Annotated in this window: 11 protein-coding genes; 6 read left to right on the forward strand and 5 right to left on the reverse strand. The window is 59.8% G+C overall.

Features of this window, described 5'->3' with window-relative positions; all coding sequences use genetic code 11:
• Nucleotides 1-72 precede the first annotated feature (72 nt).
• A complete protein-coding gene (locus ACYZT0_RS12400; protein ID WP_462046082.1) occupies nucleotides 73-567 on the reverse strand; it encodes a hypothetical protein in 495 nt (164 codons plus the stop codon).
• A 149-nt stretch (nucleotides 568-716) separates the two neighbouring features.
• On the opposite strand from ACYZT0_RS12400, the gene ACYZT0_RS12405 reads away from it, so the two are divergent.
• On the forward strand, nucleotides 717-1,409 hold the full coding sequence (locus ACYZT0_RS12405) for an aspartate/glutamate racemase family protein (RefSeq protein WP_462046083.1): 693 nt from the start codon (nucleotides 717-719) through the stop codon (nucleotides 1,407-1,409).
• 1 nt (nucleotide 1,410) lies between these two features.
• Here ACYZT0_RS12405 and ACYZT0_RS12410 read toward each other — a convergent pair whose 3' ends face one another.
• From ACYZT0_RS12410 to ACYZT0_RS12420, 3 genes are all read right to left on the reverse strand, one after another.
• Nucleotides 1,411-1,932 (reverse strand): GNAT family N-acetyltransferase, encoded by a 522-nt coding sequence (locus ACYZT0_RS12410; RefSeq protein WP_462046084.1) that lies wholly within the window; start codon nucleotides 1,930-1,932, stop codon nucleotides 1,411-1,413.
• Between the two features lie 52 nt (nucleotides 1,933-1,984).
• Nucleotides 1,985-2,962, reverse strand: a complete 978-nt coding sequence (locus tag ACYZT0_RS12415) for a LysR substrate-binding domain-containing protein (RefSeq protein WP_462046085.1) — start codon at nucleotides 2,960-2,962, stop codon at nucleotides 1,985-1,987.
• An 87-nt stretch (nucleotides 2,963-3,049) separates the two neighbouring features.
• Complete coding sequence (locus ACYZT0_RS12420) at nucleotides 3,050-3,490, reverse strand: carboxymuconolactone decarboxylase family protein (RefSeq protein ID WP_462046086.1); 441 nt, start codon at nucleotides 3,488-3,490, stop codon at nucleotides 3,050-3,052.
• A 207-nt stretch (nucleotides 3,491-3,697) separates the two neighbouring features.
• Here ACYZT0_RS12420 and pdxR point away from each other — a divergent pair, with 207 nt between their 5' ends.
• The 3 genes from pdxR (at nucleotide 3,698) to ACYZT0_RS12435 (ending at nucleotide 6,148) form a co-directional block, all read left to right on the forward strand.
• Entirely contained in the window at nucleotides 3,698-5,131 is a 1,434-nt protein-coding gene (gene pdxR, locus ACYZT0_RS12425) for a MocR-like pyridoxine biosynthesis transcription factor PdxR (protein WP_462046087.1), read from the forward strand.
• Between the two features lie 123 nt (nucleotides 5,132-5,254).
• On the forward strand, nucleotides 5,255-5,548 hold the full coding sequence (locus ACYZT0_RS12430) for an antibiotic biosynthesis monooxygenase family protein (protein WP_449643310.1): 294 nt from the start codon (nucleotides 5,255-5,257) through the stop codon (nucleotides 5,546-5,548).
• Between the two features lie 189 nt (nucleotides 5,549-5,737).
• Nucleotides 5,738-6,148, forward strand: a complete 411-nt coding sequence (locus tag ACYZT0_RS12435) for a cupin domain-containing protein (protein ID WP_462046088.1) — start codon at nucleotides 5,738-5,740, stop codon at nucleotides 6,146-6,148.
• A 234-nt stretch (nucleotides 6,149-6,382) separates the two neighbouring features.
• On the opposite strand, the gene ACYZT0_RS12440 is transcribed toward ACYZT0_RS12435, so the two are convergent.
• A complete protein-coding gene (locus ACYZT0_RS12440; protein WP_462046089.1) occupies nucleotides 6,383-11,290 on the reverse strand; it encodes an NAD-glutamate dehydrogenase in 4,908 nt (1,635 codons plus the stop codon).
• Nucleotides 11,291-11,792: 502 nt separating this feature from the next.
• Here ACYZT0_RS12440 and ACYZT0_RS12445 point away from each other — a divergent pair.
• The gene (locus tag ACYZT0_RS12445) at nucleotides 11,793-12,146 is read left to right on the forward strand and encodes a hypothetical protein (RefSeq protein WP_462035196.1); all 354 of its coding nucleotides are present in this window, start codon (nucleotides 11,793-11,795) and stop codon (nucleotides 12,144-12,146) included.
• 288 nt (nucleotides 12,147-12,434) lie between these two features.
• Entirely contained in the window at nucleotides 12,435-13,394 is a 960-nt protein-coding gene (locus ACYZT0_RS12450) for an AAA family ATPase (RefSeq protein WP_008150800.1), read from the forward strand.

A 13,394-nucleotide genomic window follows, 5' to 3' on the forward strand; every position in this document is an offset into this window, starting at 1 on the left:
GGTCTAAGAACAACTCGGTCAGTCCCCTCTACCCCGTGAGGAGAGGGGTGAGGTGAGGGGTGGCTCTTGATCTCAGCCACGCTCGCGAGGAATCAAACTCTGCAACTGCTGCGCCAAAAAATTCGCATCAAAGGCAAACGTATCCGGATCTTTCAACCCATTGGTCTTGCGCCATTGCCAGCTACTGGACGGCGGCAGGCAGACCAGCGAAATGCTGCCGTAGCGCGCGGCCGTCAGGCCCATCACGGCCAGCGAAATCTGACCACCGACACCCATCACATCCGGTACAAACTCCACCGGTTTACCGGCAATCACAATCGTCAGCTTCTCGGTCTTGAAAGTCGACGTCTCGACCGGCACGCTCGGTCCCGAGGCGACATACACTTCGCGGCTCACCTCCAGCAGATTCGGCGCCTGGACCGGTTCCAGCCATTGCTGGATCTGATCGAACAGCTCACCAATGCGCGTCGCCCACACGGCCGATTGCGACTCGAACAGTTGCTTCTTGTGCGCTTCGCTTTCTGCATAATGGCGAAGCATCTCACCCAGTTGCTGTACGTCGTCCATTGCGGTGTTCCTTCGTTGAAGCGGTGCTGCGGACTTTGAGCATGGCAGATGCGCGCTGCCGGCGTACGACTAAAAGCGTGAACGGTATTGGCTGGGGGTCATGGCAAGGGCATGCTTGTACAAAGGGTTACCATCAACAGGAGCACGACATGCGCACCATCGGCCTTATCGGCGGCATGAGCTGGGAGTCCAGCGCCGAGTATTACCGCCTCATCAACCAGCAGGTGCGCGACCGGCTCGGGCCGTTGCGTTCGGCGAAATTGCTCATGTACAGCGTCGATTTCGGGCCTGTCGAACAGGCTCAACATGCCGGGCGCTGGGACGATGCAGCGGCGATTCTGGTGGACGCGGCGCAGCGGTTGCAGGCCGGTGGCGCCGAGTGCGTGGTGCTGTGCACCAACACCATGCACAAGGTGGCCGGGCAGATTCAGGCAGCGATCGACATTCCATTCCTGCACATCGCCGATCCGGCCGGTCAGGCGGCACTGGACGCCGGTACGCTGCGGGTGGGTTTGCTGGGCACCGCATTCACCATGGAGGAGGACTTTCTCAAGGAGCGCCTGACTTCAATGGGGCTGACCGTGCTGGTGCCGCAGGCCAATGAACGTCAGGCCGTCCACCGGATCATCTATGACGAGTTGTGCGTCGGGGTGATCAGCGAGGCGTCACGCAAGGTGTATCAGCAGGTTATCGAATCACTGACGCGGCGTGGCGCCCAGGCGATCATCCTCGGCTGCACGGAAATCGGCCTGCTGATCAAACCCGAGCATAGCGCCCTGCCCTTGCTCGACACCACCGAACTGCATGCGCAAGCGGCGGTGGCATTCGCGTTGGGCGAGTGACTCAACCGGCCTTGGGTGTGCGACGCAGGCGCGCCATGCTCAAGGCATCCACCAGCACGCCGTCACGCACGGCGTAGTCGCGAAACAGCCCTTCGGTTTCGAAGCCGAACTTGCGGTAGAGCCCGATGGCGGCTTCGTTGTCGGCGTAGACCGAAAGCTCGACCCGTTGCAGGTTCATCCAGTTGTCGGCGATGCCCAGCGCCGCCGTCAGCAGTTTCGAGCCAACGCCCTTGCCCTGCCACGCCGTCGCGACCCCCATCCCAAGATTGCCGGCATGGCTGCGACGTATCCGCGAAAACTGCTCCAGGCCAATGTTGCCGATGACCATCCCTTGATGCAGCGCCACCAATTGCACTACACGCTCGTTGTCGGGCGCCAGGCGTTTGCGCCAGACCTCGGTGGACTGAAACGGCATTTGCAGCACCTGCCGGGTAATGGCCGGGGCGTTGTAGAGTGCGGTAATGCCGTCGATGTGGGATTCGTCGAAACGTTCGAGGGAGATGACAGCGTCAGTGGCGGGCATGGGTGATTCATCCTTGATACAGACATGGCCGCTTACTCTATACCGCCGAAGGTTATTCGAACCACTCCCGCCGTTCACTGAAGGTGTTCTGTATCAGCTCAACGATCATCTGCACCTGCGCTAAACCCTCGGACTCAGCATTGACCGCCATCCACACCTGGCGCTGCATCGGCTGAGTGAACAGCCCCGGCAATTCAATAAGGCCTCGATCGAAACGGCTGATGTATCCGGGCAGCAGGCCAATGCAGGCGCTGCAACGGATCATCTCCAGCATCAACTCATAGGAATGCAACTGCACCACCCCGGCCAGGCGCTGGTCCACGAGGCTATTCCACGGCCGAAAACTGTCGACCTGACGGTCATGCTGCCATTGCACCAGCAGGAAATCGGCGAGGTCATCGAGGCTGTCAGGGCGGGACGCGGCCCGTGAATAACGTTTGGCGATGTGTGGCAGGTAGTCGAGCCGTGCCAGGCGTTGGGGCTCGCTGACAGCAAAACTCGGTCCTGGCAGTGGTGAATCGGTGCCGGCCAGCCACAGCACCACATCGGCACTGACCGCTTGCAGGGACAGTTCGCTGTCGAGGGTAATGATGTCCAGACGCACGCTGGCGTTGCGTCGCAACAGAGCAACCAGATCGCGACCGAGAATGTCATGCAGCATCGATTCGGCGACGGCCAGGCGAATCAACGGCTGTTCCATCACCGGCAAGTCGCGCTCGTGGGCCAGGGCAATCAACTGCGATTGCAACTGCAACCCGTCACGACTGAGGGCAACGGCATTCTCTAAATGGCTGAACAGCGAACACTGCAGTTGCGATTCAAGCTGCGCCAATTGTTTGCGCAGCTGGGTGGCCTTGATGTTGAGACTGCGGGCCGCCTGCATGAAACAGCCGCAGCGCGCACTGACCCGAAAGGACTGCGCCAATACCGGATCGATCCCTGCCGCCAGTGCGCGCCAGGGCGAGGTTTTTTCTACGGGCGAGCGGTACTGGGTAACGCGCTGACGACCTGTGGTTTCCATAAATGGCATCGCTGACTCCCTGTCGATCTGTCCTTGAAAGCCTCATCCTGCGCAGCGTTTATGAACCTGATGTGACACTCGGGGCGGAAAATCGATTCAGCCTCCAGGGGTTTGCCGAAAACTCACCGCCAGCCGATTCCAGCTGTTGATGGTGGTGACGGCGATGGTCAGGTCGACGATCTCGCCTTCGCTGAACTGCTCCCGGACCAGTGCGTAGACGTCGTCCGGCACGTGGCTTTCAGAGAGCAGGGTGACGGCTTCGGCCCAGGCCAGCGCCGCACGTTCTCGCGCATTGAAGAAGCCGCTGTCGCGCCAGACCACGATCGAATACAAACGGCGGTCGGTCTCGCCGAGTCGCCGGGCATCCACCGAGTGCATGTCGGTGCAGAAGGCGCAGCCATTGAGCTGCGAGGCGCGAATCTTGATCAAGTGCAGCAAGGCCGGCTCGATGCTGAGGTTGCTCGTCAAGGCCTCCATGGCAATCATCGCTTTCATCGCTTTGGGCGATGCGCTGTAGTAATCCAGGCGGGCGTTCATGGAGTGACCTCGTGGACCGGATGTGTGCCCCTCAAGGTAGGCGTTGATGCGCTGGCGTTACAGATCCAATTCTGCGAAATACCCGTTGACCACTGAGGCACCAGACCAATTGGAGGTTTTTCGCCCACGCAACTTCTGCGCAGGCGCTCATGCGGGTAATCTGGCGCGACGCACACGCGCCTCAATCGCCCCAGGAGCCTCGCCGGTATGGAACTTCACGTTGTCATCAACGGCCGCAAGGACCTGGCAGGCCAGTTGTACAACCAACTGCGCAACGCCATCGAATCCGGCCGTCTGGCAGCCGGGACGCAGCTCCCGCCCAGTCGTTTACTGGCTGAACAACTGGGCATTTCCCGCAAGACCATTTCCGACACCTACACACAACTGACCTACGAAAACTTCCTCACCGGGGTCATCGGCAAAGGCACCTACGTCAACGCCCGGACGGCGAAAGTCACTCGTAAGCAGAGCCATTCGGAACTGGCCAGTGCCGAGGTCATCGAGTCCTGGCGCAACCTGCCGGTGTTTCTGCGCCATCCGACGCTGGAAGGCTCATTACGCTACGACTTCATCGGCGGCGCCACCAGCAAGGGCCAGTTTCCCCAGGATGACTGGCGGCGCTGCACCTCTCACGCCTTGCGCCAGATCGCTGCTTCCAAGGGTTTCTACAGTTTGCCCGAGGGCCTGCCGGCGCTGCGCAATGCGATCGCCCGGCACATCGCGTTCTCGCGCGGGGTTAATTGCCAGGACGAAGACGTGGTGGTGTGCAACGGCGCGCAACAGGCGCTGGACCTGATCTCCCGGGTGCTCACGCGCCCTGGCAGCATTGTTGCCATGGAAGACCCCGGCTATCCGCCCGCACGCCTATTGTTCGGTACCCACGGCGCCACGGTGATCGGCGTCCCGGTGGACGCGCAAGGCATACAGGTGGACAAGATCCCCCTCGGCACCCGGCTGATTTACGTCACCCCGTCTCACCAGTTCCCGCTCGGCATGCCGATGAGCCAGGCGCGCCGGGTTGCGCTGCTGGAGCGGGCCCATGAGTTGGGCGCGATCATCATCGAGGACGATTACGACAGCGAATTCCGTTACGAAGGCCGGCCCACCGATTCGCTGCAAAGCATGGACGAACGCGGGATCGTCGCTTACGTCGGGACTTTTTCGAAAACCCTGCTGCCGGAGCTGCGGCTGGGATATGCGATCCTGCCGCCGGCGATTCTCGAAGCGGTCATTCGGGCCAAGCAGCTCACCGATCTGCACACCTCCACCCTGCCCCAATGGGCGCTGGCCAAGTTCATCGCCGAAGGCTGCCTGCTCAAGCACATTCGGCGCTGCCATACGATCTATGCCGGACGCCGCGAACGAATCCTCGCGCGCATGGCCGGCGACCTTTTCCCGTGGCTCGAGGCGGTCCCGACCACAGCCGGGTTCCACATGGTGGTTATGTGCAAAGTGCCTATCGATATTCCATTGGTGATCGAATTGGCAAAAAAAGTCGAAGTCGGGCTCTACCCCATCGATAGTTTTTTCTACCAGCAAGCGCCGCAGGCCGGGCTTTTCCTAGGTTTTGGCGCCATCGAAACCCTGGACATCGACATTGCCCTGGACCGCTTGCGGGACATTTTGCAGCAGGTCGCCTGACAGATTGGTCTGCGTTTTTATCCGGCAATTGGCTATTGGTGGTCCGGGAGTGCAGGCCTATCCTGCATAAGCGTTATCCCTCAATGAGCAGGATTCGTCCGGCCTGATTCAGGAGTGTGAGCAATGCCCTACGAAGTGATCAATACCGTAAAGGTGCAGGCCGTCGCCGGCCGCTCGGATGAACTGGGTAAGCAACTGCAAAAGATTGTCGATACCCTGCGCGAACTACCGGGCTGTGATTCCTATATGGTCGACCGCTGCCCCGAGGACGACAACCGCTGGACTGTCAGCGCTCGCTGGCAATCGGAAGCGGCCATGCAAATGCATTTCAACTGCCCTGAAGTACAAGGTTTTATCGGTCTGATCGACAGCCGACTGGCCAACGCCGTCGATTTCAACAGCTTCCCTATCGTTTAGAAAATTAGGTCGCCGTCTTCGGCCACTCCTACAGGGCAATGGGTACCCCTGCAGGAGTGGCTGGAGGCGGCGACCTTGTTTTTTATACCCGCATGATTGGTCCCCTCGCCTTCCCGAAAATCGGCTGTTTGCTTACCTTTGGGTGAGACTTACTGTGGTCCCTGATACTAACCACAGCAGGTGATAACGATGAAAGCCTTCCGCTACTTTGCTGCCCCCCTCGCTGCACTCGACCTGATCGTTTCAGCCGCGGCATTCGCCCACGACCCCTCGGAAAAAGTCACGATCCTGCAGGACGAAGTACTGAAGAACGTCCCGGGCAAAAAGGCGTTGATGATCGAAGTCGACTACAAGCCGGGGCAATCCTCCATCGCCCACAAACACGAAGGCACGGCAATGGCCTACGTGATTTCTGGATCGATCGTTTCTCAAGTGAAAGGCGAGCAACCGAAGACCTACAAGGCAGGCGAGTATTGGTATGAACCGGCCGGCTCGGAACACCTGGTCTCGAAAAATGCCAGTGCTACCCAGCCAGCCAAACTGTTGGTGTTTATGGTGTTGTCCCCGGACGAGAAAGTGTTGATCCCACTGGAAAACTGATAGCTGAATTGACCAGGCCGACAGATAAGTTGTCGATGATCGATAGCTCAGCAAGCCAGAAGTTGCACTACGGCTGATGGCCTCTTCGCGGGCAAGCCTCGCTCCTACAGGGAATGCATAGTTCTTTGTAGGAGCGAGGCTTGCCCGCGAAGAGGCCCGACAAAACGTCACAAAAATATCAGACAAAAAAAACCCCGCATCTCTCAATGCGGGGCTTCTTCATTCAGCGCCTGATCAGGCAGCCGGCTCCAGCTCAACGCTGGCAGCGACAGTGGCAGTGGCAGGCACTACCGCTTGACCGCTCAACGCCAGATCCAGCAACTCACGGTTGGCCACCGCATACATGGCGTAATCAGTGCCGCTGGCGGCACGGATTTCTACCAGCATGGCGCGCCAACGTTCGATCATGCCTTCGTGCTCTTCCATCCACAGCTCGAGACGAGTTTCCACGTCCTGGGTACCGTCGCCCTGTTGCAGGACCGAGATGGTGATCGCACGTTGTTGCCAGTCGACGTCATCGCGGAACGCTTCACGGGCCAGGGCCTGCCAGTTGTTTTCAACCGGCAGAGCGCTGATCTGTTGCAGGTACCAGGTGATGTCCAGCGCGCTGCCGACGGCGAAGTAAGCCTTCGCGACGTCTGCCGCGTTCTGGCCGGTCACGTCGGACGCTTCGATGATCGGCAGCAAGGTGTACAGGTGAGTGGTGCCTGCAACCATGCGCGCCAGCAACTCAGGAACGCCAGCCGCAACGTACGCCTGATAACGGGTCTGCCAGCCTTCGCGGGTCGGGCCTTCCAGCAGTTCGTCGAGCTTGAGGCCCAGCGCTGCCAGGTGTGGACCGAAGTGCGCGACGTCACGGGCAGCGTTCTGCTCGTTACGACGGCTGCGCAGGAACCAGCGCGTAGCGCGACGGCCCAGACGCATCAGCTCGTCCATCAGCTCCAGTTGAACGTCAGCGGAAACCTGGTAATCCAGGGCTTCAATCTGACGGAACCAGTGCGGGAGATGGAAAATGTCACGCACGATCACATAGGCACCGGCGACGTTCGCCGGGCTCATGCCGGTGGACTCTTTGAGTCGTTGAACGAAGGTGATGCCCATGTGGTTCACCAGATCGTTGGCGATCTGGGTGCTGACGATTTCGCGCTTCAGACGGTGACGGCGCATGGCGTCGGAAAACTTGCTCACCAGGGTCGGCGGGAAAGCGGTTTCCATGTCGCGTGTCAGGTAGTCGTCGTCCGGCACCTGGGAATTGAGCAGCGCTTCCTTGAGGTCGATCTTACTGTAGGAGATCAGCACCGACAGCTCGGCACGGGTCAGACCATGGCCTGCCGCGACGCGCTCGTTGATCGCCTCTTCAGCCGGCAGGAACTCGATGGCGCGATCCAGCTTGCCGCGGCCTTCCAGATCGTTCATCAGACGCTTGTATTCGGCAATCCGCGGCAAGGCACGACGGGCCGCCAGGGACAGGGCCTGAGTCTGCTTGTAGTTATTACCGAGCACCAGGTTGCCGACTTCGTCGGTCATGCTGCCGAGCAATTGGTTACGTTGCTTCTCGGTCATGTCGCCGGCATGAACCATTTCGTTCAGCAGGATCTTGATGTTTACTTCGTGGTCGGAGCAGTCAACACCACCGGCGTTGTCGATGAAGTCGGTGTTGGAACCGCCGCCATTGAGGCCGAATTCGACACGACCCAGCTGGGTCATACCGAGGTTACCGCCCTCGCCCACGACTTTGCAGCGCAGTTCGTTGCCGTTTACGCGCAGCGCATCGTTGGCCTTGTCGCCGACATCGGCGTGGCTTTCGCTGCTGGCTTTGACGTAAGTGCCGATACCGCCATTCCACAACAGATCCACCGGGGCCTTGAGCAAGGCATTCAGCAGTTCGGTCGGAGTCAGCTTGTCCGCCTGAATGTCGAAGCGCTCTTTCATCTGCGGGGAAATCGCGATGCTTTTCGCGCTACGGGAGAAGATCCCGCCGCCTTCGGACATGATGCTGGTGTCGTAATCCGACCAGGCCGAACGCGGCAGGTCGAACAGGCGCTGACGCTCGGCGAAGCTGTTGGCAGGCGCAGGATTCGGGTCGATGAAGATGTGCAGGTGGTTGAACGCTGCGACCAGTTGCAACTTGTCAGACATCAACAAGCCGTTACCGAACACGTCACCGGCCATGTCGCCGACGCCCACCACGGTGATGTTGTCTTCCTGAACATTGATGCCGCGTTCGCGGAAGTGACGTTGAACGCCAACCCACGCGCCCTTGGCGGTGATGCCCATTTTCTTGTGGTCGTAACCGGCCGAGCCGCCCGATGCGAACGCATCGCCGAGCCAGAAGCCGTAGTCGATGGCGATACCGTTGGCGATGTCGGAGAAGGTCGCAGTGCCCTTGTCCGCAGCAACCACCAGGTACGGGTCATCGTCGTCATGACGCACGACGTTGGCTGGCGGTACCAGCGCGCCATCTTTCAGGTTGTCGGTGATGTCCAACAGGCCCGAGATGAAGATGCGGTAGCAGGCGATGCCCTCGGCCGCGATTTCGTCTCGACCGCCACCCAGTGGCAGGCGCCGTGGCAGGAAGCCGCCCTTCGCGCCAACCGGCACGATGACCGAGTTCTTCACTTGCTGGGCTTTTACCAGACCCAGGACTTCGGTGCGGTAGTCTTCTTCACGGTCGGACCAGCGCAGACCACCACGAGCAACGTTGCCGAAGCGCAGGTGCACGCCTTCGACACGTGGCGAGTAGACGAAGATTTCGAACTTCGGTACTGGCTTCGGCAGCTCTGGAATCTGGTGCGGGTTGAACTTGAAGCTGAAGTAGGACTTGTTCTGACCGTTGGCGTCGGTCTGGTAGAAGTTGGTCCGCAGAGTGGCCTTGATCAGGTCCAGGTAGCGACGCAGGATGCGGTCTTCGTTCAACACCTGGACGTCGTCCAGAGCGCTCAGAATCGCGTGTTCCAGACGTTGCTGCTTGTCTTCCAGATCGTCAGTACCGAGCTTGCGGGCCAGGTAGAAACGGGTTTTGAACAACCGGGTCAACTCGCGAGCGATGTCGGTGTGGTTGTTCAGGGTGCTGGCGATGTAACCCAGATCGAAGCCCAGGCGAATCTGCTTCATGTAACGGGCGTAGGCACGCAGCAGCGCAACATCGCGCCATGGCAGGCCGGCGGTCAGCACCAGACGGTTGAACGCATCGTTTTCGGCATCCCCGCGCACGATGTGGACGAACGCGTCCTGCAAGGTGTCGTTGAGCTGCTGGATGTCGAGTTCCAGGCCTTCAGCGGCGGTGAACGCGAAATCGTGAATCCAGAACTCGCGGCCATTGTTATGACGCAGGCGATACGGGAACTCACCCAGCACGCGCAGGCCGAGGTTTTCTAGGATCGGCAACACGTCGGACAGCGCCAGCGGCGTATCGGCGTGATACAGCTTGCAGTGCAACTCGCGTTGACCGGACACCTGACCCAGTGGCTGATAGAAGCTCATCACCAGTGGATTTTTTTCGCTCAGGCTCAGCAAGTGCTGCATGTCGACCACAGCCGAATGGGCTGCGAAACGCTCGCGGTAACCGGCCGGGAAGCCTTTCGGGTAGTCTGCCAGCACGTTGGTGCCATGGGCTTCGCCGAAGCTTTCGACCACCAGGCTCGCGTAGTCGTCCTGCCAGCTGCGGCAGGCTTGCACCACTTCTTTTTCCAGCAGAACCGGGTCGATGTCCAGACGGTTCTTCGGGTCGACGCGCAGAATCAGCTGCACACGGGCCAGCACGGATTCGGAGAAGAAGGTCCAGAACTCGCAGTCCGAGGCTTTCAGGCGATCCATCAGCACTTGCTGGATCTTCTGGCGCACTTCAGTGGAGTAGATGTCACGCGGCACGTAGGCCAGGCAGTAGCAGAAGCGGCCGTACGGGTCTTTGCGCAGGAACACGCGAATCTTGTTGCGTTCCTGGATCTGCACGATCGACATCACGGTGCTGAACAGCTCATCCACCGGGGTCTGGAACAGATCGTCGCGCGGCAGCACTTCAACCACCTGCGCCAGTTCCTTGCCCAAGTGAGCCTTGGCCTGGAAGCCGGAACGGCGTTCGATTTCTTCGACCTTGCGACGGATGTACGGGATGACCCGCACGCTCTCGCCATACACCGACGAGGTGTAAAGGCCCATGAAACGGCATTCCTTGATGACCTTGCCGTCGGCGTCGATTTCACGGATCGACACGTAATCCGGGTAAGCCGGGCGGTGTACACGGCTTGGGTGCGCAGCCTTGGCGAACGACAGCAGGGTCGGTTCGCGCAGGTAATTCACGGCGTAGTCTTCGATGCGCAGGTCATCGTAGGTCAGGCCGGTGCGCAGCAGTTTGGTCAGGCCGAGGAAGGAGTCCTGGTCGTAGACGATGTGGCCACCATCGGCTTCATCGCGAACCACGAACTCTTCATAACCGAGGAAGGTGAAGTGGTTGCCCACCAGCCATTCCAGGAAGCTTTTGATTTCGGCTTTTTCTTCGGCGTCGACAGCAAACTGGCTGTTGTCCAGGCCGGTGAGGATTTCCTGAACCTTGGCTTTCATCGGTTCGAAATCGGCGACCGCGACGCGGACTTCACCGAGAACCTGTTCCAATTCCTTGCTCAGGACATTCAGTTCGGCCGCGTTGGCGCAACGGTCGATTTCCAGGTACATCAACGACTCTTGCTGAACGTCGTCACCCTGGGTGCCTTTCGGCAGGATTTCCAGCAACTCGCTCTTGCTGCCGCGACGCACGCTCAGCACAGTGGTTTGCAGGGTGTGGATGCTGTAGCCGCGACGGTTCAGCTCGGTACGCACCGAGTCCACCAAAAATGGCAGGTCGTGGTGCAGCACTTCGACCGCGGTGTGGGTCGACTGCCAGCCGTGGCGTTCGTAGTCAGGGTTGTAGACGCGCACTTGCGGTTGCGCGTGATCGAAGCGCTCAAGCAGGCGCCACGCAGAAAGGGTGCAGCCGGCGAGGTCGGACAACCGACGCTGGGTCAGCTCGTCAAGGGAAATAATGCCGAAAAATTGTTCCGCGAACAGCGCCACTTGTGGCAGTGCCTGTTCACTGATGTGCTGGGCCAGTGCCGCTTGCAGTTGGTGCTGGAAGTCGGCTTTGCTGGCTGCGGTGAAGAACGCCATCTGTGGTACTCCGCTTGGGCTTGTTATTGATGGAAGCGTCGCGTGCAAACCCCTTTCGGGGTGATCCGTCACCCTGTTCCTGATTCTCGGGCAGAGGAAACAGGATGACAGGTGGGTGAAGCTGGACGAGACACTCAGGTCACATTCACCTTCCATAGAATGGGCATCTGCAAAAACGACTGGGCCATGTATCGCGCAATGCCTTTACAGGTGCTCATCCGTTGCGCAGCTTAACCAGTGCGGCAAGGCCCATGCTTGCAGCGCTGCGACATATTCGGTCATCGGCACGCAGCTTGCGCCTTGTGCATCGAACAACACTAGCAGCCGCACGGCAAAACGGGGGGTTAAGCCCGGTTTGCGGCACATCCGTACCAGAAATGACCAGCAACACCCCGAATGTTCACGACACCTCCTCTGACACTCAGGCGAGCAGAAATTCCCGTCTGCTGGCAGAATCTCCCTTTGTTCGTCTTCACAATGCTCGTCGAGCCAGGAATTCCCCATGCAAATGACCACCGCCCTCTTGATCGTCAACCCGTGCGACGACGAAGAAGACAACATGGCCATGCTCTGCTGCCACAGCGATCAGGGCGACATGTTCCTGATGACCCGCTACCCGGACGAGGACGCGCTGGACATCACCCTCGACGGCGAGCCTTCGACGCTGGACGGCGTGAAAGTCACCCTCAGCCCTACCCGCCTGCTGATCGAAATCGCCGCCGCTGACGCCGATGCGCTCAATGGTGATGATTCGCTGGAAATCATTCACAGCACTGATGCAAGCGATCTGGCGGAAGTGGAAGAAACGTTGCAGAACATTCTCAAGGGCACTGGCACCTATATAAGCGAACTTTGATGGTGTCTGAGCGTGCGCCTTCGCGGGCAAGCCTCGCTCCTACAGTACCGAGGCGGTCGCGATATTGCGTCTGAACCAATACTTGTAGGAGCGAGGCTTGCCCGCGAAGGCGTCAGAAAGAACACCGCAATACCCCGTCCCTACAAATCTCCAACAATTTCGCCCGCCTATTCCCGCACTTTGCACAAAATGCCGTTAGTCGCCGCCCCCCGCGATGGATTAAAGTAACGCCCCCAGCCCTGGCGTTATTCGAACGTCTTCGGTCACCCTTTCCAGGAACAGTCATCGATGGAACATCGTGAAGCGCTGCTAGCGCTGCGAACCTTTCTTTCAACGCAGATTCTCGGCCAGGAAAAACTCATCGAGCGCTTGCTCATCGCCTTGCTCGCCGACGGCCACATGCTGGTCGAGGGCGCTCCGGGCCTGGCCAAGACCAAGGCCATCAAAGAACTTGCCGAAGGCATCGAAGCACAGTTCCATCGCATCCAGTTCACCCCCGACCTGCTGCCCGCCGACATCACCGGCACAGAAATCTATCGCCCGGAAACCGGCAGTTTCGTGTTCCAGCAAGGCCCGATCTTCCACAACCTGGTGCTGGCGGACGAAATCAACCGCGCCCCGGCCAAGGTTCAGTCCGCCCTGCTCGAAGCCATGGGCGAGCGCCAGGTCAGCGTTGGGCGCAGCACGTACGAGCTGTCGCCGCTGTTCCTTGTGATGGCCACGCAAAACCCCATCGAGCAGGAAGGCACTTATCCACTGCCTGAAGCGCAGCTCGACCGCTTCCTGATGCACGTAAAAATTGGCTTCCCTGACGCCGCTGTCGAACGTCGGATCCTGCAACAGGCCCGTGGCGAAGCGTTGAACGGCGAAACCAAACCCGAGCGCCGGGTCAGTCAGCAGGCGATTTTTGCGGCGCGCAAGGAAATCCTCGGCTTGTACATGGCCGACGCCGTGGAGGAATACCTGGTGCAACTGGTCATGGCCACGCGCACCCCGGCCAAGTTCGACCCTGAGATGGCCGAGTGGATTGCCTACGGCGCCAGCCCGCGCGGCTCGATTGCCCTCGACCGCTGCGCACGCGCCCACGCCTGGCTGGCCGGTCGCGACTTCGTCAGCCCGGAAGACATTCAAGCGGTGCTGTTCGATGTGCTGCGTCACCGCATTATTCTTTCCTTTGAAGCCGAAGCCGCGGGCATCGACCAGGACCGGGTGGTCCAGAGGATTCTCGACGTCGTAGCCGTCGCTTGA

The organism is Pseudomonas sp. ZS1P83 (assembly GCF_054897825.1).

What these genes read in the sequence shown, in the direction of transcription:
- ACYZT0_RS12440 (WP_462046089.1), bottom strand. Translation starts at nt 11,290, where the DNA reads ATGGCGTTCTTCACCGCAGCCAGCAAAGCCGACTTCCAGCACCAACTG.
- ACYZT0_RS12445 (WP_462035196.1), top strand. Translation starts at nt 11,793, where the DNA reads ATGCAAATGACCACCGCCCTCTTGATCGTCAACCCGTGCGACGACGAA.
- ACYZT0_RS12415 (WP_462046085.1), bottom strand. Translation starts at nt 2,962, where the DNA reads ATGCCATTTATGGAAACCACAGGTCGTCAGCGCGTTACCCAGTACCGC.
- ACYZT0_RS12430 (WP_449643310.1), top strand. Translation starts at nt 5,255, where the DNA reads ATGCCCTACGAAGTGATCAATACCGTAAAGGTGCAGGCCGTCGCCGGC.
- ACYZT0_RS12410 (WP_462046084.1), bottom strand. Translation starts at nt 1,932, where the DNA reads ATGCCCGCCACTGACGCTGTCATCTCCCTCGAACGTTTCGACGAATCC.
- pdxR (WP_462046087.1), top strand. Translation starts at nt 3,698, where the DNA reads ATGGAACTTCACGTTGTCATCAACGGCCGCAAGGACCTGGCAGGCCAG.
- ACYZT0_RS12405 (WP_462046083.1), top strand. Translation starts at nt 717, where the DNA reads ATGCGCACCATCGGCCTTATCGGCGGCATGAGCTGGGAGTCCAGCGCC.
- ACYZT0_RS12450 (WP_008150800.1), top strand. Translation starts at nt 12,435, where the DNA reads ATGGAACATCGTGAAGCGCTGCTAGCGCTGCGAACCTTTCTTTCAACG.
- ACYZT0_RS12435 (WP_462046088.1), top strand. Translation starts at nt 5,738, where the DNA reads ATGAAAGCCTTCCGCTACTTTGCTGCCCCCCTCGCTGCACTCGACCTG.
- ACYZT0_RS12400 (WP_462046082.1), bottom strand. Translation starts at nt 567, where the DNA reads ATGGACGACGTACAGCAACTGGGTGAGATGCTTCGCCATTATGCAGAA.
- ACYZT0_RS12420 (WP_462046086.1), bottom strand. Translation starts at nt 3,490, where the DNA reads ATGAACGCCCGCCTGGATTACTACAGCGCATCGCCCAAAGCGATGAAA.